The organism is Bacillus xiamenensis, from assembly GCF_001857925.1.
Lineage (GTDB): Bacteria > Bacillota > Bacilli > Bacillales > Bacillaceae > Bacillus > Bacillus xiamenensis.
The window spans coordinates 1485217-1508030 of the sequence record NZ_CP017786.1 but is presented as its reverse complement, the minus strand read 5'-3'; the positions used below and the strand labels follow the sequence as shown (position 1 = coordinate 1508030).

28 protein-coding genes are annotated in these 22814 nt (G+C 42.2%); all 28 read left to right on the top strand.

Translation table 11 applies throughout. The features are described from left to right. Positions 1-29 precede the first annotated feature (29 nt). The 28 genes from rplL (at position 30) to rplR (ending at position 22807) form a co-directional block, all read left to right on the top strand. Positions 30-395 carry a 50S ribosomal protein L7/L12 gene (rplL, locus tag BK049_RS07555; protein WP_008345418.1) on the top strand — a complete coding sequence of 122 codons (366 nt, stop codon included), beginning with the start codon at positions 30-32 and terminating at the stop codon, positions 393-395. Between the two features lie 96 nt (positions 396-491). Further along, positions 492-1097 (top strand): class I SAM-dependent methyltransferase, encoded by a 606-nt coding sequence (locus tag BK049_RS07550; protein WP_008356509.1) that lies wholly within the window; start codon positions 492-494, stop codon positions 1095-1097. A gap of 255 nt (positions 1098-1352) precedes the next feature. After that, positions 1353-4934: a DNA-directed RNA polymerase subunit beta gene (gene rpoB / locus BK049_RS07545; RefSeq protein ID WP_008356511.1), complete on the top strand. Its 3582-nt coding sequence runs from the start codon at positions 1353-1355 to the stop codon at positions 4932-4934. A gap of 61 nt (positions 4935-4995) precedes the next feature. After that, positions 4996-8595 carry a DNA-directed RNA polymerase subunit beta' gene (rpoC, locus tag BK049_RS07540; RefSeq protein ID WP_008356513.1) on the top strand — a complete coding sequence of 1200 codons (3600 nt, stop codon included), beginning with the start codon at positions 4996-4998 and terminating at the stop codon, positions 8593-8595. 146 nt (positions 8596-8741) lie between these two features. After that, positions 8742-8990 (top strand): 50S ribosomal protein L7ae-like protein, encoded by a 249-nt coding sequence (locus BK049_RS07535; RefSeq protein WP_008356515.1) that lies wholly within the window; start codon positions 8742-8744, stop codon positions 8988-8990. A gap of 113 nt (positions 8991-9103) precedes the next feature. Then, positions 9104-9523, top strand: coding sequence for a 30S ribosomal protein S12 (gene rpsL / locus BK049_RS07530; protein WP_008356518.1), 420 nt, complete (start codon positions 9104-9106; stop codon positions 9521-9523). A 121-nt stretch (positions 9524-9644) separates the two neighbouring features. Next, positions 9645-10115, top strand: coding sequence for a 30S ribosomal protein S7 (gene rpsG / locus BK049_RS07525; RefSeq protein ID WP_008356520.1), 471 nt, complete (start codon positions 9645-9647; stop codon positions 10113-10115). Positions 10116-10169: 54 nt separating this feature from the next. Further along, the gene (gene fusA, locus BK049_RS07520; protein ID WP_008356523.1) at positions 10170-12248 is read left to right on the top strand and encodes an elongation factor G; all 2079 of its coding nucleotides are present in this window, start codon (positions 10170-10172) and stop codon (positions 12246-12248) included. Positions 12249-12365: 117 nt separating this feature from the next. Next, positions 12366-13556, top strand: a complete 1191-nt coding sequence (tuf, locus tag BK049_RS07515) for an elongation factor Tu (RefSeq protein WP_008356525.1) — start codon at positions 12366-12368, stop codon at positions 13554-13556. Positions 13557-13665: 109 nt separating this feature from the next. Continuing rightward, the gene (locus tag BK049_RS07510; protein ID WP_071168230.1) at positions 13666-14622 is read left to right on the top strand and encodes an alpha/beta fold hydrolase; all 957 of its coding nucleotides are present in this window, start codon (positions 13666-13668) and stop codon (positions 14620-14622) included. Between the two features lie 218 nt (positions 14623-14840). Beyond that, positions 14841-15149, top strand: a complete 309-nt coding sequence (rpsJ, locus tag BK049_RS07505) for a 30S ribosomal protein S10 (RefSeq protein WP_003156464.1) — start codon at positions 14841-14843, stop codon at positions 15147-15149. Between the two features lie 37 nt (positions 15150-15186). Next, positions 15187-15816, top strand: coding sequence for a 50S ribosomal protein L3 (gene rplC, locus BK049_RS07500; protein ID WP_008356528.1), 630 nt, complete (start codon positions 15187-15189; stop codon positions 15814-15816). 27 nt (positions 15817-15843) lie between these two features. Next, a complete protein-coding gene (rplD, locus tag BK049_RS07495; protein WP_008356530.1) occupies positions 15844-16467 on the top strand; it encodes a 50S ribosomal protein L4 in 624 nt (207 codons plus the stop codon). Continuing rightward, the gene (gene rplW / locus BK049_RS07490) at positions 16467-16754 is read left to right on the top strand and encodes a 50S ribosomal protein L23 (protein WP_008356532.1); all 288 of its coding nucleotides are present in this window, start codon (positions 16467-16469) and stop codon (positions 16752-16754) included. Before rplD ends, rplW begins: the two co-directional genes overlap by 1 nt. A 28-nt stretch (positions 16755-16782) precedes the next feature. Continuing rightward, positions 16783-17616: a 50S ribosomal protein L2 gene (gene rplB / locus BK049_RS07485; RefSeq protein ID WP_008356534.1), complete on the top strand. Its 834-nt coding sequence runs from the start codon at positions 16783-16785 to the stop codon at positions 17614-17616. A 57-nt stretch (positions 17617-17673) separates the two neighbouring features. After that, positions 17674-17952, top strand: a complete 279-nt coding sequence (gene rpsS / locus BK049_RS07480) for a 30S ribosomal protein S19 (RefSeq protein ID WP_003216920.1) — start codon at positions 17674-17676, stop codon at positions 17950-17952. A 17-nt stretch (positions 17953-17969) separates the two neighbouring features. Further along, positions 17970-18311 (top strand): 50S ribosomal protein L22, encoded by a 342-nt coding sequence (rplV, locus tag BK049_RS07475; protein ID WP_007496316.1) that lies wholly within the window; start codon positions 17970-17972, stop codon positions 18309-18311. Positions 18312-18314: 3 nt separating this feature from the next. After that, positions 18315-18971, top strand: coding sequence for a 30S ribosomal protein S3 (gene rpsC / locus BK049_RS07470; RefSeq protein WP_003217241.1), 657 nt, complete (start codon positions 18315-18317; stop codon positions 18969-18971). Between the two features lies 1 nt (position 18972). Next, on the top strand, positions 18973-19407 hold the full coding sequence (rplP, locus tag BK049_RS07465; protein WP_003225801.1) for a 50S ribosomal protein L16: 435 nt from the start codon (positions 18973-18975) through the stop codon (positions 19405-19407). Further along, a complete protein-coding gene (gene rpmC, locus BK049_RS07460; protein ID WP_003217155.1) occupies positions 19397-19597 on the top strand; it encodes a 50S ribosomal protein L29 in 201 nt (66 codons plus the stop codon). The genes rplP and rpmC overlap by 11 nt, the downstream gene beginning before the upstream one ends. A 25-nt stretch (positions 19598-19622) precedes the next feature. Continuing rightward, positions 19623-19886, top strand: coding sequence for a 30S ribosomal protein S17 (gene rpsQ / locus BK049_RS07455; protein ID WP_003216906.1), 264 nt, complete (start codon positions 19623-19625; stop codon positions 19884-19886). 39 nt (positions 19887-19925) lie between these two features. Further along, the gene (gene rplN / locus BK049_RS07450) at positions 19926-20294 is read left to right on the top strand and encodes a 50S ribosomal protein L14 (RefSeq protein ID WP_003216882.1); all 369 of its coding nucleotides are present in this window, start codon (positions 19926-19928) and stop codon (positions 20292-20294) included. 35 nt (positions 20295-20329) lie between these two features. Then, entirely contained in the window at positions 20330-20641 is a 312-nt protein-coding gene (gene rplX, locus BK049_RS07445; RefSeq protein ID WP_008356538.1) for a 50S ribosomal protein L24, read from the top strand. Positions 20642-20666: 25 nt separating this feature from the next. Next, positions 20667-21206, top strand: a complete 540-nt coding sequence (rplE, locus tag BK049_RS07440; protein ID WP_008356540.1) for a 50S ribosomal protein L5 — start codon at positions 20667-20669, stop codon at positions 21204-21206. Positions 21207-21228: 22 nt separating this feature from the next. Beyond that, positions 21229-21414 (top strand): 30S ribosomal protein S14, encoded by a 186-nt coding sequence (gene rpsN / locus BK049_RS07435; protein WP_008356542.1) that lies wholly within the window; start codon positions 21229-21231, stop codon positions 21412-21414. A gap of 31 nt (positions 21415-21445) precedes the next feature. Then, positions 21446-21844 (top strand): 30S ribosomal protein S8, encoded by a 399-nt coding sequence (rpsH, locus tag BK049_RS07430; protein ID WP_007496327.1) that lies wholly within the window; start codon positions 21446-21448, stop codon positions 21842-21844. Between the two features lie 31 nt (positions 21845-21875). Continuing rightward, a complete protein-coding gene (gene rplF, locus BK049_RS07425) occupies positions 21876-22412 on the top strand; it encodes a 50S ribosomal protein L6 (RefSeq protein WP_008356543.1) in 537 nt (178 codons plus the stop codon). A gap of 32 nt (positions 22413-22444) precedes the next feature. After that, on the top strand, positions 22445-22807 hold the full coding sequence (rplR, locus tag BK049_RS07420; protein WP_008356544.1) for a 50S ribosomal protein L18: 363 nt from the start codon (positions 22445-22447) through the stop codon (positions 22805-22807). The last annotated feature ends 7 nt before the right edge of the window (positions 22808-22814 follow it).

Genomic DNA, 22814 nt, shown 5'->3' with positions numbered 1-22814 from the left:
TAAAAAAACTTAAAATGGAGGAATTACAAATGGCTTTAAATATCGAAGAAATCATTGCTTCAGTTAAAGAAGCAACTGTACTTGAGTTAAACGACTTAGTAAAAGCAATCGAAGAAGAATTTGGCGTAACTGCTGCTGCTCCTGTAGCTGTAGCTGCTGGTGGCGGTGCTGCTGCTGAAGAAAAAACTGATTTTGATCTAGTACTTGCTGGTGCTGGAGACCAAAAAATCAAAGTTATCAAAGTGGTTCGTGAAATCACTGGTCTTGGCTTGAAAGAAGCTAAAGAACTTGTTGACAACACTCCAAAACCACTTAAAGAAGGTATTGCTAAAGAAGAAGCTGAAGAACTTAAAGCTAAGCTTGAAGAAGTTGGCGCTTCTGTAGAAGTTAAGTAATCTTCGCCTAATCTTTTGGGAAAGCTCGCTTTTACTGGCGGGCTTTTTCTTTTCTAATCTCCTGAAACGATTGAATCCAGAGGAGGTCCATTCACCATGAGTGACCACTATTATACGGAAAAGCCATCAGTGAAAAGCGATAAACAGACATGGGACTTCACCTTGAGAAACCGTACCTTTACTTTTACAAGTGACAGTGGAGTGTTTTCTAAGAAAGAAGTCGACTATGGTTCAAGGCTTTTAATTGAAGCTTTTGAAGAACCTGACTTGGATGGCGATGTCTTAGATGTCGGTTGCGGTTATGGACCGATCGGGCTATCGTTAGCAAACGAAATGACAGGCCGCACCATTCATATGATTGATGTGAACGAAAGAGCAGTCGAACTTTCAAAGGAAAACGCTAAACATAATCGCATTGATAATGTCCGCATCTATCAAAGTGATTTGTTCTCGAATGTTCATTCATCAGCTGCTTTTGCCTCTATACTGACCAATCCCCCAATACGGGCAGGGAAAAAAGTTGTACATGCGATCTTTGAAAAAAGTGCTGATCATTTATTGCCGGAAGGTGAGTTGTGGGTGGTTATTCAAAAAAAGCAAGGTGGACCATCTGCGATTGAGAAATTAGAACAGCTTTTTGGAGAAGTCGAAATTGTATTGAAAAAAAAGGGCTACTATATTATCAAAGCTAAAAAAGTTTGACGCAGTTTCCTAGCTGTGTTAACATTATAAAATGCCAATGTGTATATTTTGCTTGATAGGCTTAAAAAATAACTATTTTGTATAAATTATGCATACTTGGGAAAACTAATAAAATCGGTATTTGTTTTTGGATGTGGTTTTCTTATTTTAGAAACCCTTTTTTCTTTTGTCTTGTAAAAGTATTTCTTTACTGACATTTGAAAGACAGAAATACTTTTTACACATATAATACGCATGATTTGAGGGGTGAATCAGTTGACAGGTCAACTAGTTCAGTATGGACGACACCGCCAGCGCAGAAGCTACGCACGCATAAGCGAAGTGTTAGAATTACCAAATCTCATTGAAATTCAAACCTCTTCTTATCAGTGGTTTCTTGATGAGGGTCTTAGAGAGATGTTTCAAGATATATCCCCAATTGAGGATTTTACTGGTAACCTTTCTCTTGAATTCATTGATTACAGCCTAGGGGAACCTAAGTATCCTGTAGCAGAATCAAAAGAACGTGATGTAACTTACTCTGCTCCACTAAGAGTAAAAGTTCGTTTAATTAACAAAGAAACTGGAGAAGTAAAAGACCAAGATGTGTTTATGGGTGATTTCCCAATCATGACAGACACAGGTACTTTTATCATTAACGGTGCGGAACGTGTAATCGTTTCTCAGCTAGTACGTTCTCCAAGTGTATATTTCAGTGGTAAAGTAGACAAAAACGGTAAAAAAGGTTTTACTGCGACTGTCATTCCAAACCGTGGCGCATGGTTAGAATACGAAACTGATGCGAAGGATGTAGTCTATGTACGCATCGATCGCACACGTAAGTTGCCGGTTACGGTTCTTTTGCGTGCTCTCGGCTTTAGCTCTGATCAAGAGATTCTTGACCTCATTGGCGAGAATGAATACTTACGCAACACGTTGGAAAAAGACAATACAGAGAATGCTGATAAAGCACTTCTCGAAATCTACGAGCGTCTTCGTCCTGGAGAGCCGCCAACTGTTGAAAATGCGAAAAGCTTGCTAGACTCGCGCTTCTTTGATCCGAAGAGATATGACCTAGCAAATGTTGGACGCTACAAGATTAATAAGAAGCTTCATATTAAAAATAGACTATTCAATCAAAAATTGGCTGAAACGCTAGTTGATCCTGAAACAGGTGAAATCCTAGCAGAAAAAGGTCAAATTTTAGATAGAAGAGTGCTTGATAAAGTTCTTCCATACTTAGAAAACGGCATCGGATTTAGAAAGCTATATCCGAATGGCGGCGTAGTAGAGGATGAAGTAGAACTTCAATCTATCAAGATTTATGCACCGACTGATCAAGAAGGCGAACAAGTGATCAACGTGATCGGAAATGCATATGTAGAGGAAACTGTGAAAAATATCACGCCTTCTGACATCATTGCATCGATCAGCTACTTCTTTAACCTTCTTCATGGAGTAGGTGACACAGATGATATCGATCACCTTGGTAATCGTCGTCTGCGTTCTGTAGGTGAGCTTCTGCAAAACCAATTCCGTATTGGTTTAAGCAGAATGGAGCGTGTTGTTCGTGAAAGAATGTCAATTCAAGACACAAACACGATCACGCCTCAGCAGCTGATCAACATTCGTCCTGTGATCGCTTCTATCAAAGAGTTCTTTGGTAGCTCTCAGCTTTCTCAGTTCATGGATCAAACAAACCCGCTTGCTGAATTGACGCACAAACGTCGTCTGTCAGCGCTTGGACCGGGTGGTTTGACACGTGAGCGTGCAGGAATGGAAGTTCGTGACGTTCACTATTCTCACTATGGCCGTATGTGTCCAATTGAAACACCAGAGGGTCCAAACATTGGTTTGATCAACTCTCTATCTTCATTTGCGAAAGTGAATCGTTTTGGCTTTATTGAAACACCTTACCGCCGGGTTGACCCTGAAACAGGTAAAGTGACACCGAGAATTGATTACTTAACTGCTGATGAAGAGGATAACTACGTTGTAGCACAAGCGAACGCTCAGTTAGCTGAAGATGGTTCGTTTATCGATGATAACATTATCGCTCGTTTCAGAGGGGAAAACACCGTTGTGCCTCGAAACCGCGTTGACTACATGGACGTTTCGCCTAAGCAGGTTGTTTCTGCAGCGACAGCATGTATCCCATTCTTAGAAAACGATGACTCTAACCGTGCTCTAATGGGAGCGAACATGCAACGTCAGGCTGTGCCTTTGATGCAGCCGGAATCACCGATTGTTGGTACAGGTATGGAGTATGTATCAGGTAAAGACTCTGGTGCTGCTGTTATCTGCCGTTACCCAGGTGTTGTAGAACGTGTTGAAGCGAAGAATATTTGGGTTCGCCGCTATGAAGATGTTGACGGACAAAAAGTCAAAGGAAACCTAGACAAATACAGCTTGCTGAAATTTGTCCGCTCTAACCAAGGGACTTGCTACAACCAGCGTCCAATCGTAAGTGTTGGAGATGAAGTCGTGAAAGGAGAAATCCTTGCAGACGGTCCTTCTATGGAAAAAGGTGAATTGGCTCTAGGGCGTAACGTCATGGTCGGCTTCATGACTTGGGACGGTTACAACTATGAGGATGCGATCATTATGAGTGAGCGCCTTGTAAAAGATGACGTCTACACGTCTATTCATATTGAAGAATATGAATCAGAAGCTCGTGATACAAAGCTTGGACCAGAAGAAATTACGCGTGATATTCCAAACGTTGGGGAAGATGCTTTACGCAACCTTGACGAACGTGGAATTATCCGTATTGGTGCAGAAGTAAAAGACGGAGACCTTCTTGTAGGGAAAGTAACGCCTAAAGGTGTAACAGAACTGACAGCTGAAGAACGTCTATTACATGCAATCTTCGGTGAAAAGGCTCGTGAAGTGCGTGATACGTCTCTACGTGTACCACACGGCGGCGGCGGAATCATTCACGATGTCAAAGTCTTTAACCGTGAAGATGGAGATGAATTACCTCCAGGTGTAAACCAGTTAGTCCGCGTATACATCGTTCAGAAACGTAAAATTTCTGAAGGTGACAAAATGGCCGGACGACATGGTAACAAAGGGGTTATCTCTAAAATCCTTCCAGAAGAAGATATGCCGTATCTTCCAGATGGAACACCGATTGATATCATGTTAAACCCTCTAGGGGTACCATCTCGTATGAATATCGGTCAGGTACTTGAGCTTCATATGGGTATGGCTGCACGTTACCTAGGCATCCACATTGCGTCACCAGTATTTGATGGTGCTCGTGAGGAAGATGTGTGGGAAACGCTTGAAGAAGCAGGTATGTCCCGTGATGCGAAAACAGTCCTTTATGATGGTCGAACTGGTGAACCATTCGACAACCGTGTATCTGTCGGAATCATGTATATGATCAAACTGGCTCACATGGTTGACGATAAACTTCACGCACGTTCAACTGGACCATACTCACTTGTTACGCAGCAGCCACTTGGTGGTAAAGCACAGTTTGGCGGACAGCGTTTCGGAGAGATGGAAGTATGGGCACTTGAAGCTTACGGTGCAGCATACACACTTCAAGAGATCTTAACTGTTAAATCGGATGACGTTGTGGGTCGTGTGAAAACATACGAAGCCATCGTCAAAGGGGATAACGTACCTGAACCAGGTGTCCCTGAATCATTCAAAGTATTAATTAAAGAACTTCAAAGTTTAGGTATGGATGTGAAAATCCTATCTGGCGATGAAGAAGAGATAGAAATGAGAGATTTAGAAGACGATGAGGAAACGAAGAAAGCAGACGGATTAGCGTTATCTAATGACGAAGATGCTGCAGACCTCGCACCTGTCGATCTTGAACGTGACGCAGTCACAAAAGAATAGCAGAAACGATTAGAGCAAGTGACTAGGGTATAACCCGAAGATTAAAAGGGAGGTAGGCCCCTTGCTAGATGTGAACAATTTTGAGTATATGAACATCGGTCTCGCATCACCTGATAAAATCCGTTCTTGGTCTTTTGGTGAAGTGAAAAAGCCTGAAACGATTAACTATCGTACACTGAAACCTGAAAAAGATGGTCTCTTTTGTGAACGTATCTTCGGACCGCAAAAAGACTGGGAATGTCATTGTGGAAAGTATAAACGCGTTCGTTATAAGGGTGTTGTATGTGACCGTTGTGGTGTAGAAGTAACACGGGCAAAAGTCCGTCGTGAGAGAATGGGGCATATTGAACTGGCTGCCCCAGTTTCCCACATTTGGTATTTCAAAGGTATCCCAAGCCGTATGGGTCTTGTTCTTGATATGTCACCACGTGCGTTAGAAGAAGTGATTTACTTCGCTTCTTACGTCGTGACAGATCCGGGCAACACTCCGCTTGAGAAGAAACAACTTCTTTCTGAGAAAGAATTCCGTGCTTATTTAGATAAATACGGTAATACGTTCCAAGCAGCTATGGGCGCAGAAGCGATTAACAAACTTCTTCAAGACATTGATCTTGTGAAAGAAGTAGATACACTCAAAGAAGAGCTGAAAACAGCTCAAGGACAGCGTCGTACACGTGCGATCAAACGCCTTGAAGTGTTGGAAGCCTTCCGTAACTCAGGAAATAAGCCATCTTGGATGATCCTTGATGTACTTCCGGTGATTCCACCAGAATTACGTCCAATGGTTCAGCTTGATGGTGGACGTTTTGCTACTTCTGACCTGAACGACCTTTATCGTCGTGTCATTAACCGTAACAATCGTCTGAAGCGTTTATTAGATCTTGGCGCGCCAAGCATCATCGTACAGAACGAGAAGCGTATGCTTCAAGAAGCTGTCGATGCCTTGATTGATAATGGACGTAGAGGCCGACCAGTAACAGGACCAGGAAATAGACCATTGAAATCTCTTTCTCACATGCTGAAAGGGAAACAAGGACGTTTCCGTCAAAACTTGCTTGGTAAACGTGTTGACTATTCTGGACGTTCCGTTATCGTCGTAGGACCACATTTGAAAATGTATCAGTGTGGACTTCCGAAAGAAATGGCTCTTGAATTATTTAAACCATTCGTGATGAAGGAGCTTGTTGAAAAAGGATTAGCTCACAACATTAAGAGTGCGAAGCGTAAGATTGAGCGCGTGCAGCCGGAAGTTTGGGATGTTTTAGAATCAGTGATTCGTGAGCATCCAGTCTTACTAAACCGCGCACCAACTCTTCACAGACTTGGTATTCAAGCGTTTGAACCTACACTTGTGGAAGGCCGCGCAATTCGTCTGCATCCACTTGTATGTACAGCCTACAACGCTGACTTTGACGGTGACCAAATGGCGGTTCACGTACCATTATCTGCTGAAGCTCAAGCTGAAGCTCGTATCTTAATGCTTGCTGCTCAAAACATTTTGAACCCGAAAGATGGAAAACCTGTTGTTACGCCATCTCAGGATATGGTGCTTGGTAACTACTACCTCACACTTGAGCGTAAAGGTGCTATCGGAGAAGGTATGGTCTTCAAAGATACTGACGAAGCCCTTCTAGCCTATCAAAATGGATATGTACATCTTCATACACGTGTAGCTGTTGCAGCTAGCTCGTTGAAGAATGTCACATTCACTGATGAACAGCGTTCTAAATTGTTGATTACAACAGTTGGAAAACTGATCTTTAACGAAATTTTACCGGAATCATTCCCATACATGAATGAGCCGACTAAGAGCAATATTGAAGAAAAAACGCCTGATCGTTTCTTCCTTGAAAAAGGTGAGGATGTCAAAGCTGCGATCGAGAAGCAAGAAATCAATGCGCCGTTCAAAAAAGGTATTTTAGGAAAAATCATTGCGGAAATCTTTAAGAGATTTCATATCACTGAGACATCTAAAATGCTTGACCGCATGAAAAATCTCGGTTTCAAATATTCTACTAAAGCCGGTATTACGGTTGGTGTATCTGATATCGTCGTATTAGATGATAAACAGCAAATCCTTGAAGAAGCACAAGCGAAAGTAGATAACGTCATGAAGCAATTCAGACGTGGTTTGATTACAGAAGAAGAGCGTTATGAGAGAGTAATTTCAATCTGGAGTTCTTCTAAAGATGTCATCCAAGGTAAACTGATGAAGTCCCTTGATGAAGTCAACCCGATCTACATGATGAGTGACTCTGGAGCGCGTGGTAACGCATCTAACTTCACTCAGCTGGCTGGTATGCGTGGTCTGATGGCCAACCCGGCTGGACGTATCATTGAACTTCCGATTAAATCTAGTTTCCGTGAAGGTTTAACCGTATTGGAATACTTTATTTCCACTCACGGAGCGCGTAAAGGTCTTGCCGATACAGCCCTTAAAACAGCTGACTCAGGTTACCTCACGCGTCGTCTCGTTGACGTTGCACAGGATGTCATTATCCGTGAAACAGATTGCGGTACAGACCGCGGAATCTTGGCGAAGTCCATTAAAGAAGGAAATGAAATTATTGAGAAACTTGAAGAACGTCTCATCGGACGTTTTGCAAGAAAACCAATTGTTCATCCTGAAACGGGCGAAGTCATTGTTGGCGAAAACGAACTAATTGATGAAGATAAAGCACTTGAAATAGTCGAAGCAGGTATCGAGGAAGTATGGATTCGTTCTGCATTTACATGTAACACGCCTCATGGTGTATGTAAACGATGCTACGGCCGTAACCTTGCAACTGGTACTGACGTTGAAGTTGGTGAAGCAGTTGGAATCATCGCTGCACAATCAATCGGTGAACCTGGAACACAGCTTACAATGCGTACGTTCCATACTGGTGGGGTAGCAGGAGACGATATCACACAAGGTTTACCTCGTATCCAAGAGCTATTTGAAGCGCGTAATCCGAAAGGGCAGGCAACCATCTCTGAAATTGATGGTGTCGTTGCTGAAATTAACGATGTTCGTGACAAGCAGCAGGAAATTGTGGTTCAAGGCGAAGTTGAAACTCGTTCTTACACAGCTCCTTACAATGCACGTCTGAAAGTTGTTGAAGGTGACAAAGTCACTCGTGGTCAAGTACTGACAGAAGGCTCAATCGATCCGAAAGAACTTCTTAAAGTGACTGACATGACAGCTGTTCAAGAATATCTGCTTCATGAAGTACAAAAGGTATACCGTATGCAAGGGGTAGAAATTGGAGATAAGCACGTAGAGGTAATGGTTCGCCAAATGCTTCGTAAAGTGCGTGTCGCTGATGCAGGGGATACAGACGTATTGCCAGGCACACTTCTTGATGTACACCAATTCACTGAAGCGAACAAAAAGGTACTATTTGAAGGCAAACGTCCTGCAACAGGCCGTCCAGTTCTTCTTGGTATTACAAAAGCATCGCTTGAAACAGACTCATTCTTGTCTGCGGCATCCTTCCAAGAAACGACTCGTGTCCTAACAGATGCGGCGATTAAAGGAAAACGTGATGAACTGCTTGGCTTGAAAGAGAATGTTATCATCGGTAAACTTGTTCCTGCTGGAACGGGAATGCCAAACTACCGTAAAGTTAAGCCGGTTTCGCAAGTGCAACCGTCTGACGACATGGTTCCTGTAGAGTAATCTTTCTCTTAAGATTTCTATAAAAATCATCAAAAAATGGTGAAGGATGTCAAGATTATCTGTTATACGATATTGACATCCTTCTGCCATGATGATAATATAACCAAGGTGCTCAAAATAAAACCTGTTACTTTGGAGGATATTCGATGTCTTATGATAAAGTATCACAGGCTCAATCCATTATTATTGGTACGAAGCAAACAGTAAAAGCTCTAAAACGAGATTCGGTGAAGGAAATTGTCGTAGCGAAAGATGCTGATCCTGCTTTAACAGCTGGTGTAATAAAACTAGCGCAAGAGAAGGGTGTAGACATTTTAGTGGTAGATTCCATGAAAAAGCTCGGCAAAGCCTGCGGAATTGAAGTTGGGGCAGCAGCTGTTGCCATTATGTTATAACGTACTTGTTTTGTTTTTGCATGCCTAAAATGCAAAAGCATTGTTTTTTGCCTTTTGATGAACCACCTGGGTATGTGGGTTATAAAAAAAGTAATGAAGGGAGGAATAACAACATGCCTACAATTAATCAGCTAGTACGCAAAGGACGCGTGAGTAAAGTTGAAAACTCAAAGTCTCCTGCACTTAACAAAGGATACAACAGTTTCAAAAAAGAGCACACTAACGTAACATCTCCACAGAAGCGCGGGGTTTGTACTCGTGTCGGTACAATGACACCGAAGAAACCAAACTCAGCACTACGTAAATATGCTCGTGTACGTTTATCTAACCTGATTGAAGTAACAGCTTACATTCCTGGTATCGGACACAACCTACAAGAGCACAGTGTAGTACTTATCCGTGGCGGACGTGTAAAAGACTTACCGGGTGTACGTTACCACATCGTTCGTGGTGCGCTTGATACTGCCGGAGTTGACGGTCGTATGCAAGGACGTTCTAAATACGGAACAAAACGCCCTAAACAAAGCAAATAATATAAACAAACATAAGGGTTTTTAGAAGTTGATGTCAGATCAGTGGAGTCTATTAACTGACAATGAAACTGAGATGAAAGACAGATAGAAATCCTTTTAAAAGAGAAGGGAGGCTATTCAGATGCCACGTAAAGGTCCTGTAGCAAAAAGAGACGTTTTGCCAGATCCAATTTACAATTCTAAACTTGTATCTCGTTTGATCAACAAAATGATGATCGACGGTAAAAGAGGAAAAGCTCAAACAATCCTCTACAAGTCATTTGATATCATCAAAGAACGTACTGGTAATGAAGCGATGGAGGTTTTCGAACAAGCCTTGAAAAACATCATGCCAGTTCTTGAAGTTAAAGCACGTCGTGTAGGTGGAGCTAACTACCAAGTTCCTGTAGAAGTTCGCCCAGACCGTCGTACAACTTTAGGTCTTCGTTGGTTAGTAAACTACGCTCGTCTTCGTGGAGAAAAAACGATGGAAGAGCGTCTTGCTAACGAAATCCTTGACGCAGCTAACAACACTGGTGCTGCTGTTAAGAAACGTGAAGATACACACAAAATGGCAGAAGCGAACAAAGCATTCGCTCACTACCGCTGGTAGGATTTATACCAAACTAAAAAAACTATTCCCTAATAAGGAAGGAGAAATTACCCAATGGCAAGAGAGTTCTCCTTAGACAAAACTCGTAATATTGGTATCATGGCGCACATTGATGCCGGTAAAACGACAACGACTGAGCGTATCTTGTACTACACTGGTCGTATCCATAAAATTGGTGAAACTCACGAAGGAGCTTCACAAATGGACTGGATGGAGCAGGAGCAAGAACGTGGTATTACAATCACTTCTGCTGCTACTACAGCACAATGGAAAGGTTACCGTGTAAACATCATTGATACACCAGGACACGTAGACTTCACTGTTGAAGTTGAACGTTCTTTACGTGTACTTGATGGTGCGGTTGCTGTTCTTGATGCACAATCAGGTGTAGAGCCACAAACTGAAACAGTTTGGCGCCAAGCAACAACTTACGGAGTACCTCGTATCGTATTCGTTAACAAAATGGATAAAACAGGTGCGGACTTCCTTTACTCTGTAGGTACATTAAGAGATCGTCTTCAAGCGAACGCTCATGCAATTCAATTGCCGATCGGTGCTGAAGATCAATTCGAAGGAATCATCGACCTTGTAGAAAACGTAGCATACTTCTACGAAGATGACCTTGGAACTCGCTCTGATGCGAAAGAAATCCCTGCTGAGTATAAAGACAAAGCTGAAGAGCTTCGCAACAGCCTAATTGAAGCTGTCGCTGAGCTTGATGAAGAGCTTATGGAAAAATACCTTGAGGGTGAAGAAATTACAATTCCTGAATTGAAAGCTGCCATCCGTAAAGGAACGTTGAATGTTGAATTCTTCCCAGTTCTTGTTGGATCTGCTTTCAAAAACAAAGGTGTTCAGCTTGTACTTGACGCTGTGCTTGACTACCTTCCTGCACCAACTGATGTTGCTGCAATCAAAGGTATCCTGCCAGATACAAATGAAGAGGTAGTACGTGAGTCTTCTGACGACGCACCATTCTCTGCACTTGCATTTAAAGTTATGACTGACCCTTATGTTGGGAAACTAACATTCTTCCGCGTATACTCTGGAACACTTGATTCTGGTTCATACGTGAAGAACTCTTCTAAGAACAAGCGTGAGCGTGTTGGACGTATCCTTCAAATGCACGCAAACAGCCGTGAAGAAATCTCTACTGTATACGCAGGGGATATCGCAGCAGCTGTAGGTCTTAAAGATACATCTACTGGTGATACTCTTTGTGACGAGAAAAATCTCGTTATCCTTGAGTCTATGGAATTCCCAGAGCCAGTTATCGATGTAGCAATCGAGCCTAAATCTAAGGCTGACCAAGATAAAATGAGTATCGCTTTAGCTAAACTAGCTGAAGAGGATCCAACATTCCGTACACAAACAAACCCTGAAACTGGTCAAACGATCATCTCTGGTATGGGTGAGCTTCACCTTGATATCATTGTTGACCGTATGAAGCGTGAGTTCAAGGTTGAAGCTAACGTAGGAGCTCCTCAAGTTGCGTACCGTGAAACATTCCGTACTGGTGCAAAAGTTGAAGGTAAATTCGTACGTCAGTCTGGTGGACGCGGTCAGTTCGGACACGTTTGGATCGAATTCGAACCAAACGAAGAAGGCGCAGGCTTTGAATTTGAAAATGCAATCGTCGGTGGGGTTGTTCCTCGTGAATACATCCCAGCTATTCAAGCAGGTCTTGAAGATTCACTTGAAAATGGTGTATTAGCTGGATTCCCATTAATCGACATCAAAGCAAAATTATTTGATGGATCTTACCACGATGTTGACTCTAACGAAATGGCGTTCAAAATTGCTGCATCTATGGCATTGAAAAATGCTGCCAGCAAATGTAACCCAGTTCTACTTGAGCCAATGATGAAAGTAGAAGTCGTTATCCCAGAAGAATACATGGGAGACATCATGGGTGATATCACATCTCGTCGTGGACGTGTAGAAGGTATGGAAGCACGCGGTAACGCTCAAGTTGTTCGCGCGATGGTTCCACTTTCTGAAATGTTCGGATATGCAACTGCACTCCGTTCTAACACACAAGGACGCGGTACTTTCACTATGCACATGGATCACTACGAAGAAGTGCCTAAGAGCATCAGTGAAGAAATCATCAAAAAAAATAAAGGTGAATAATTGATTTTGCCTTTAAACTAAAGTATAACTACTATTGAAGATCAGAAAGTGAGAGGTAACTTTTCACTTTCTATCACTTATACCAAATACAATGAACCTTTAAGGAGGATTTTTAGAATGGCTAAAGAAAAATTCGACCGTTCCAAATCGCATGCTAACATTGGTACAATTGGACACGTTGACCATGGTAAAACAACTCTAACTGCTGCTATCTCAACAGTTCTTCATAAGAAATCTGGTAAAGGTACGGCTATGGCTTATGACCAAATCGATGGTGCTCCAGAAGAGCGCGAGCGTGGAATCACAATCTCAACTGCACACGTTGAGTATGAAACTGATTCTCGTCACTATGCACACGTAGACTGCCCGGGACACGCTGACTACGTTAAAAACATGATCACTGGTGCTGCTCAAATGGACGGCGCGATCTTAGTAGTATCTGCTGCTGACGGTCCAATGCCACAAACTCGTGAGCACATCCTACTTTCTCGTAACGTAGGTGTTCCTTACATCGTAGTATTCCTTAACAAATGTGACATGGTTGACGATGAAGAACTACTTGAACTTGTTGAAATGGAAGTTCGTGACCTTCTTTCTGACTATGACTTCCCTGGTGACGATGTACCAGTTATCAAAGGTTCTGCTCTTAAAGCTCTTGAAGGAGATGCTGAGTACGAAGCGAAAATCCTCGAACTTATGGATGCGGTTGATGAGTACATCCCAACTCCAGAGCGTGACACTGATAAGCCATTCATGATGCCAGTTGAGGACGTATTCTCAATCACTGGTCGTGGAACAGTTGCTACTGGTCGTGTTGAGCGTGGACAAGTTAAAGTCGGTGACGAAGTTGAAATCATCGGTCTTCAAGAAGAAAACGGTAAAACAACTGTTACAGGTGTTGAAATGTTCCGTAAGCTTCTTGACTATGCTGAAGCTGGTGACAACATTGGTGCACTACTTCGTGGTGTATCTCGTGAAGAAATCCAACGTGGTCAAGTACTTGCTAAACCAGGTACAATCACTCCACATAGCCGTTTCAAAGCTGAAGTTTATGTACTTTCTAAAGAAGAAGGTGGACGTCATACTCCATTCTTCACTAACTACCGTCCGCAGTTCTACTTCCGTACAACTGACGTAACTGGTATCGTACATCTTCCAGAAGGTACTGAAATGGTAATGCCTGGCGATAACACTGAGATGGAAGTTGAACTTATCTCTACTATCGCTATCGAAGAAGGAACTCGTTTCTCTATCCGTGAGGGTGGACGTACTGTAGGTTCTGGCGTCGTTTCTACTATCATTAAGTAATAAACTTATAAAAGAGACTCCTTGCAAAAGGGTCTCTTTTTTTGCTTTTCCAGAGCAGAACGGCTACTATAAGCTATAGAATCTAAATGGAACCGAGAGGATCACTGGAATGGCGAAGACAAATTTAAAAAAATGGATGATTGGCGGGCTTGAGCAATGGATTATGATAAAAGAGGATCATTCAAAAACAAAGCCCGTTCTATTATTTTTACACGGTGGGCCCGGCTCAGCTCAAATCAGTTATATTGATTCCTTTCATAAGGAACTTGATCAAGATTTTACCGTCGTGCATTGGGATCAACGTGGTGCAGGACTGTCTTATCAAAAAAATATTTCTGATTCGTCGATGACCATACAGCAATTTGTAGAGGATACGATTGAGCTCACAGAAAAACTGCTCTCCTATACTGGCAAAACGAAGGTATACATTGCAGGTTATTCATGGGGATCATTAATAGGCATACAAGCAGTACATAAACGTCCTGACCTGTATCATGCGTACTATGGAATTAGTCAGGTGGTCGATGTATTAAAAGAAGATATTGTGTCGTATGAACTTCTTCTCAAAAAATACCATCGCAATCGACTCTTCACACGTTGTCTGCAATTACTTACACCACCTCCATGGAAACGAACCTCTGCTCATGCTTTGTTCTCTCTATATAAAGAGATTGCAAAAGTGGGACTCACGCATAGGTGGAAGCCGCTTTTTCAAATGGCGCATGCTTTTCTCCGTAGTAAGCATTATCAGCTGAAAGACAAGTGGAAATTCCTTAAAGGGCAGAAGTATAGCCAAGTCAAACTGTGGGATGAGCTGATGAATGAGAGGATTCAATACCGAGTTTCTTCTATATTAATACCGTGCTACTTTATCATTGGGGAACATGACATGATTACACCAGCTGCTGTATCAAAACCATATGTTGATCAATTAAAAGCTCCAATAAAAGAATGGTTCATCTTTAAAGAATCTGCTCATTCCCCGCATATTGAAGAGCCGGATGAATTTATTCGTATCGTTAGAAAGACTGCTATACATCATCTTCAGGGAAGGCTTGATTTATAGGCTCAACCCCTGTATAATATGAAAAGTGTGCAAATCATAAATTTATCCGATTTATTATTGCAACACACAGGCCAATTTGGTACAATAGTGCATGTTGGTCTTTGACTGCGATGAAGTGAGAGGTTGCTGACACACCCGGCCGCTTTGCCATGGCAAGGTGATCAGGTTTTTCTCACGGAGAACTGTCTAACGTAAGTAGGCGAAAAGGAGGGAAAATAATGGCAAAACAAAAAATTCGTATTCGTTTAAAAGCATATGATCATAGAATTCTTGATCAATCTGCTGAGAAGATTGTTGAAACGGCTAAGCGTTCTGGTGCTAGTGTATCTGGTCCGATCCCGCTTCCAACTGAAAAATCAGTTTACACAATCCTTCGTGCGGTGCATAAGTACAAAGATTCTCGTGAGCAATTTGAGATGCGTACTCACAAACGTCTAATCGACATCGTGAATCCAACTCCGCAAACAGTTGATGCACTTATGCGTTTAGATTTACCATCTGGTGTAGATATCGAAATCAAACTTTAATTCAAATAGAAAACACATATTATAGGAGGTGTGACGAATGACCAAAGGAATCTTAGGTAGAAAAATTGGTATGACGCAAGTATTCGCAGAAAACGGTGATCTTATCCCTGTAACTGTTGTTGAGGCTGCTGCAAACGTTGTTCTTCAAAAGAAGACTGCTGAAACGGATGGCTATGAAGCAATCCAAATCGGCTTTGACGACAAACGTGAAAAGCTTTCTAACAAACCAGAGAAGGGCCACGTTGCTAAAGCGGAAACTGCTCCTAAGCGCTTCGTAAAAGAATTACGCGGTGTGGAGTTAGATGCGTATGAAGTTGGTCAGGAAGTCAAAGTTGATATTTTCGCAAATGGAGATATCGTAGATGTAACAGGAACATCAAAAGGTAAAGGATTCCAAGGGGCTATCAAACGCCACGGACAATCACGCGGACCAATGACTCACGGTTCACGTTACCACCGTCGTCCTGGTTCAATGGGACCTGTTGATCCAAACCGTGTATTCAAAGGTAAACTTCTTCCAGGTCGTATGGGCGGAGAGCAAATCACTGTCCAAAACCTTGAGATCGTTAAAGTGGATGCAGAACGCAACCTTCTTTTGATCAAAGGTAACGTACCAGGAGCTAAAAAATCTCTAGTAACTGTAAAGAGTGCAGTTAAATCTAAATAACTCTCTTAGGAAAGGAGGAAACAAGTCATGCCAAAAGTAGCATTATTTAACCAAAACGGTTCTACTAACGGTGAAATCGAATTAAACGCTTCTGTGTTTGGAATCGAGCCAAACGAAAGCGTAGTATTCGATGCTATTCTTATGCAAAGAGCTTCCTTACGTCAAGGAACTCACAAAGTAAAAACTCGTTCTGAAGTACGTGGCGGAGGTCGTAAGCCTTGGAGACAGAAAGGTACTGGTCGTGCTCGTCAAGGTTCTATCCGTTCACCACAATGGCGCGGAGGCGGTATCGTATTCGGTCCAACACCACGCAGCTATTCTTATAAATTACCTAAAAAAGTTCGCCGCTTGGCTATCAAGTCAGTATTGTCATCTAAAGTAATCGACAACAACATCATCGTTCTTGAAGATCTTACTCTTGATGCAGTGAAAACGAAAGAATTCGCAGGCATCCTTAAGGGATTATCTGTTGAGAAGAAAGCGTTGATCGTCACTGCGGATGCAAACGAAACAATTGCTTTATCTGCTCGTAACATCCCTGGAGTAACAGTTGTTGAAGCTAAAGGTATCAACGTTCTTGACGTTGTCAACCACGACAAACTTCTGATCACTAAAGCAGCGGTTGAAAAAGTAGAGGAGGGACTTGCATAATGAAAGATCCTCGTGATGTTCTAAAGCGCCCTATCATTACTGAACGTTCTGCTGATCTAATGACAGAGAAGAAGTACACGTTCGAAGTTGATATCAGAGCTAACAAAACAGAAGTGAAAGACGCTGTTGAAGAAATCTTTGGAGTGAAAGTTGAGAAAGTCAACGTTCAAAACTACAAAGGAAAATCTAAACGCGTTGGACGCTACACTGGTATGACTAGCCGTCGCAGAAAAGCGATCGTGAAATTAACTGCTGACAGCAAAGAAATCGAAATTTTTGAAGCATAAATCTTAAAAAGAAGGAGGGAAATTCAAAATGGCGATTAAAAAGTATAAACCAACCAGTAATGGTCGTCGTGGCATGACTACTTCAGATTTTGCTGAAATCACGACTGACAAACCAGAAAAATCGTTGCTTGCGCCGCTTCACAAAAAAGGCGGACGTAACAACCAAGGTAAATTAACTGTTCGTCATCAAGGTGGCGGACACAAACGTCAATACCGTATCATCGACTTTAAGCGTGATAAAGACGGTATACCTGGACGCGTTGCTACAATCGAGTATGATCCAAACCGTTCAGCGAACATCGCTCTTGTAAACTATGCAGATGGTGAGAAGCGTTACATTCTTGCTCCAAAAGGAGTTCAAGTTGGTACTGAAGTCACTTCTGGACCAGAATCTGACATCAAACCAGGTAATGCTCTTCCACTTATCAACATCCCAGTTGGTACAGTTGTGCATAACATTGAATTAAAACCAGGTAAAGGTGGACAATTAGTTCGTTCTGCTGGTACTTCTGCTCAAGTTCTTGGTAAAGAAGGTAAATACGTTCTTGTACGCTTGAACTCAGGTGAAGTTCGCATGATCCTTTCTGCTTGCCGTGCGACTATCGGTCAAGTTGGAAACGAACAACACGAACTAATCAACATCGGTAAAGCTGGACGTTCTCGCTGGAAAGGCGTTCGCCCAACAGTTCGTGGTTCTGTAATGAACCCTAACGATCACCCACACGGCGGTGGTGAAGGACGCGCTCCAATCGGACGTAAATCACCAATGTCTCCATGGGGTAAACCGACTCTTGGATTCAAGACTCGTAAGAAAACCAACAAGTCTGATAAATTCATTGTACGTCGTCGTAAAAATAAGTAACGGGGTTGTCTACGGTTCATTTAGGACCGTAGTTCAATCACGAAGGGAGGTTCCACAATGGCTCGCAGCTTAAAAAAAGGACCATTTGTTGATGATCATTTGATGGCTAAAGTCGAGAAATTGAATGAAACTGACAAAAAGCAAGTCGTAAAAACTTGGTCTCGTCGTTCTACAATTTTCCCACAATTCATCGGTCACACAATCGCTGTCTATGACGGACGCAAACATGTACCTGTTTTCATTTCTGAAGATATGGTAGGTCACAAATTGGGCGAATTCGCACCAAGCCGTACTTACAAAGGTCATGCTAGTGACGATAAAAAAACAAGACGCTAATGAGAGGAGGCTTTTAAATGCAAGCTAAAGCTGTCGCAAGAACAGTCCGTATTGCTCCTCGTAAAGCACGTCTAGTAATGGACCTGATCCGAGGTAAGCAAGTAGGAGAAGCAGTTTCTATCTTAAACCTTACACCTAAGGCTGCTTCACCAATTATTGAAAAAGTATTAAAATCTGCTATCGCAAACGCTGAGCACAACTACGAGTTGGACGCTAACAGCCTAGTGATTACTCAAGCATTCGTTGACGAAGGTCCAACACTTAAGAGATTCCGTCCACGTGCTATGGGTCGTGCGAGCGCAATTAACAAACGTACTAGCCACATTACAATCGTTGTATCAGAAAAGAAGGAGGGATAATCCGTGGGTCAAAAGGTAAATCCAGTAGGTCTTCGTATTGGCGTCATTCGTGATTGGGAATCTAAATGGTTCGCAGGAAAAGATTACGCTGACTTCTTACATGAAGACTTGAAAATCCGTGAATTCATCAGCAAGCGTTTGTCTGACGCGTCTGTTTCTAAAGTAGAAATCGAACGTGCTGCAAACCGCGTAAATATCACAATCCACACGGCTAAACCAGGTATGGTCATTGGTAAAGGCGGATCTGAAGTTGAAGCACTTCGTAAAGCTCTTAACAGCCTAACTGGCAAACGTGTACACATCAACATTCTTGAAATCAAGAGAGCAGATCTTGATGCTCAGCTAGTTGCTGAAAACATCGCTCGTCAACTTGAAAATCGTATTTCATTCCGTCGTGCACAAAAACAAACAATCCAACGCACAATGCGTGCTGGAGCACAAGGAATCAAAACAATGGTTTCTGGTCGTCTTGGCGGTGCAGATATTGCTCGTTCTGAATATTACAGTGAAGGTACTGTTCCATTGCACACACTTCGTGCTGACATCGACTATGCTACTGCTGAAGCTGATACTACTTATGGTAAGCTTGGCGTAAAAGTATGGATCTATCGTGGAGAAGTCCTTCCAACTAAGAAGAATACTGCGGAAGGAGGAAAATAATATGTTATTGCCAAAACGCGTGAAGTATCGCAGAGAACATCGTGGAAAAATGCGTGGTCGTGCAAAAGGCGGCACTGAAGTACATTTCGGTGAGTTCGGTATCCAAGCCCTTGAAGCTTCATGGATCACTAACCGTCAAATCGAAGCTGCTCGTATTGCTATGACTCGTTACATGAAACGTGGCGGTAAAGTTTGGATCAAAATTTTCCCTTCTAAGCCATACACAGCTAAACCTCTAGAGGTCCGCATGGGTTCCGGTAAAGGTGCTCCAGAAGGCTGGGTAGCTGTAGTAAAACCGGGCAAAGTTTTATTTGAAATTTCTGGTGTGTCTGAAGAAGTGGCTCGTGAAGCTCTTCGTCTTGCATCTCACAAATTGCCAATTAAAACGAAGTTCGTAAAACGTGAAGAAATTGGTGGTGAATCAAATGAAAGCTAATGAAATTCGTGACCTTACCACTGCTGAAATTGAACAAAAAGTAAAGTCTCTTAAAGAAGAACTTTTCAATCTTCGTTTCCAATTAGCGACTGGGCAGCTTGAAAACACTGCTCGCATTCGTGAAGTGCGTAAATCAATCGCACGCATGAAAACTGTGATTCGTCAAAGAGAAATCGCTGCTAATAAATAATAATTAGAGGGGAGGCCCCGCAAACATGAGCGAACGTAACCAACGTAAAGTGTATCAAGGTCGTGTTGTTTCTGACAAAATGGATAAAACCATCACTGTTGTTGTTGAAACATACAAAAAGCATTCACTTTATGGCAAACGTGTAAGATACTCTAAAAAGTTCAAAGCACATGATGAAAACAACCAAGCAAAAATCGGAGACATCGTAAAGGTCATGGAAACTCGTCCATTATCTGCGACTAAACGCTTTCGTCTAGTTGAAGTTGTCGAAGAAGCTGTTATTATCTAATAAAGTTCGGATTTCTTTTTCCGAAGGGAGGTAACATTAATGATTCAACAGGAGACTCGTTTAAAAGTAGCTGACAACTCTGGCGCACGCGAAGTACTAACGATTAAAGTTCTTGGTGGCTCTGGACGTAAAACGGCTAACATCGGTGATGTCATTGTTTGTACGGTTAAACAAGCAACACCAGGAGGCGTTGTCAAAAAAGGTGAAGTTGTGAAAGCAGTTATCGTTCGTACAAAGAGCGGAGCTCGCAGAAACGATGGATCTTACATCAGTTTTGATGAAAATGCATGTGTCATCATCCGTGACGACAAGAGCCCGCGTGGAACTCGTATCTTCGGACCAGTAGCACGTGAACTTCGTGAAAACAACTATATGAAAATTGTTTCTCTAGCACCAGAAGTACTTTAATGAATACAATCCGCGACTCAAGGAGGTGCGATTAAATGCATGTTAAAAAGGGCGATAAAGTAGTGGTTATCTCTGGTAAAGATAAAGGTAAACAAGGTGTCATCCTTGCTGCTTTCCCTAAAAAGGAACGTGTTTTAGTAGAAGGTATTAACCTTGTGAAAAAACACTCTAAACCAACCCAAGCTAACCCTCAAGGCGGAATTTCTGAACAAGAAGCGCCGATCCACGTATCAAACGTAATGCCGCTTGATCCTAAAACGGGTGAAGTGACACGTGTTGGGTATAAAGTTGAGGACGGAAAGAAAGTCCGTGTAGCGAAAAAATCTGGGCAAGTTCTAGATAAATAGTAAATAAGGAAGGGAGGTCTTTCTCATGAACCGCCTTAAAGAAAAGTATATAAAAGAAATTACACCTGCATTAGTTTCTAAGTTTGAATACACTTCAGTAATGCAAGTGCCAAAAATCGAAAAAATCGTGATCAACATGGGTGTTGGTGACGCAGTTCAAAACGCTAAAGCAATCGATACTGCTGTTGAAGAATTAACGTTTATCGCTGGTCAAAAACCTGTCGTTACTCGTGCGAAGAAGTCTATTGCTGGATTCCGTCTACGTGAAGGAATGCCAATCGGTGCGAAAGTAACACTTCGCGGAGAGCGCATGTATGATTTCCTTGATAAACTTATTTCTGTATCTTTACCACGTGTACGTGACTTCCGCGGGATTTCTAAGAAATCTTTCGACGGACGTGGAAACTACACGCTTGGTATTAAAGAACAGTTAATCTTCCCAGAAATTGATTACGATAAAGTAACAAAGGTCCGCGGTATGGATATCGTTATCGTTACGACTGCCAATACGGACGAAGAAGCACGTGAGTTATTAACTCAAGTAGGTATGCCGTTCCAGAAATAATCAATGAAAGGGAGGCGAAATCGTGGCTAAAAAGTCTATGATTGCGAAACAACAACGCAAACAAAAGTTTAAAGTTCAAGAGTATACGCGCTGCGAACGTTGTGGACGTCCACATTCAGTTATTCGTAAGTTTAAACTTTGCCGTATTTGTTTCCGCGAACTTGCATATAAAGGACAAATTCCTGGCGTTAAAAAAGCCAGCTGGTAATCCCCATAAATGGGAAGGAGGTTATTAAATAATGGTTATGACAGATCCGATTGCAGATTTGCTGACTCGTATTCGCAATGCGAACATGGTACGTCATGAGAAGCTAGAAGTACCGGCTTCAAAAATCAAAAGAGAAATTGCTGAAATCTTAAAGCGTGAAGGTTTTATCCGTGACGTTGAGTACGTCGAAGACAGCAAACAAGGTATTATCCGTTTGTTCCTTAAATACGGTCAAAACAACGAACGTGTTATCACTGGTCTTAAAAGAATCAGTAAACCTGGTTTACGCGTATATGCGAAATCAAATGAAGTACCACGTGTACTTAACGGACTTGGAATCGCAATTATTTCTACATCACAAGGCGTTTTATCGGACAAAGAAGCCCGTGCTAAACAAGCTGGTGGAGAAGTACTTGCTTACGTATGGTAAAAAAAGTTTAAGATGAATGGAGGTGCTTGGTATGTCTCGTATAGGTAAAAAACTAATCGAGATCCCTTCAGGAGTAACTGTGACAAACAACGACAACACAGTGACAGTAAAGGGACCAAAAGGTGAACTAACTCGTACATTTCACCCTGATATGGAAATTAAAATTGAGGACAACGTCTTAACTGTAAGCCGTCCGTCTGAAAATAAAGAACACCGTGCATTACATGGTACAACACGTAGCTTGATTGCTAACATGGTTGAAGGTGTATCTAAAGGTTTCGAAAGAGGTTTAGAACTTATCGGTGTCGGTTACCGTGCAGCTAAATCTGGAAACAAACTTGTTCTTAACGTTGGATACTCTCACCCAGTTGAAATCGTACCTGAGGCTGGAGTTGAAATCGAAGTTCCATCTCAAACGAAAGTAATCATTAAAGGTATCGATAAAGAGCGTGTAGGAGCTCTAGCTTCTAACATCCGCGCTGTCCGTGCTCCAGAGCCTTACAAAGGTAAAGGAATTCGTTACGAAGGTGAATTCGTTCGCCGTAAAGAAGGAAAAACTGGTAAGTAAGATCGCTTAAAGTGAAGAAAGGAGTGACTCGGATGATTACGAAAACTAGCAAAAACGCTACTCGTCTTAAAAGACATGCTCGTGTTCGTGCGAAACTTTCAGGTACTGCTGAAAGACCTCGCCTTAACGTTTTCCGTTCTAACAAGAATATCTACGCTCAAGTAATTGATGATGTTAACGGTGTAACACTTGTAAGTGCTTCTACTCTTGATAAAGAGTTAAAGATCGAGAATAGTTCTGACACTGCAGCTGCTACGAAAGTTGGCGAACTTGTTGCAAAACGTGCTGTTGAAAAAGGCATCTCTAACGTGGTATTTGACCGCGGAGGATACTTATATCATGGACGTGTAAAAGCTCTAGCTGAAGCTGCTCGTGAGGCTGGACTGAAATTTTAATAAAAGA